The organism is Arthrobacter sp. (genome assembly GCF_030540645.1).
In the GTDB taxonomy this organism is placed as follows: domain Bacteria; phylum Actinomycetota; class Actinomycetes; order Actinomycetales; family Micrococcaceae; genus Specibacter.
The window spans coordinates 32,963-33,297 of the sequence record NZ_JAUNVV010000033.1; the positions used below are offsets into that span (position 1 = coordinate 32,963).

Annotated in this window: 1 protein-coding gene; it reads right to left on the reverse strand. The window is 64.5% G+C overall.

The window, feature by feature from the left end; translation table 11 throughout:
- Nucleotides 1-185 precede the first annotated feature (185 nt).
- A partial coding sequence (locus Q4P21_RS16340) for an LPXTG cell wall anchor domain-containing protein (RefSeq protein ID WP_369598877.1) occupies nucleotides 186-335 on the reverse strand: 150 nt, incomplete at its 5' end.

Sequence of the window (335 nt, forward strand, 5' to 3'; positions counted from 1 at the left end):
GTTGGCGGCGTGCAAAAGGGACCGGCCTTGCGTGGAGGGCGTGCCTGGGTGGCGTGGGTTTTTTAATTTACCCGCCCCGCCGCCAGCTTGCCACGCCGTCAGCAGAGGCCAAACACAAGAAGGGCGTGGGACTTGAATTTCTTCAAGTCCCACGCCCTTCTTATTCAGTGCTTGGCCTTACTTGCCTAGCCGTGGTTGCGACGGCGGCGGACCAGGATGGTTGCCGCACCGCCAAGCAGCGCCAGGAAGGCGATGCCCAGGATCGGCAGCACACCGTTGGCGCCGGTGTGGGAGAGTTCCCCGCCGGTGGTAGCGCCGGAGTTGTTGCCTGCGCC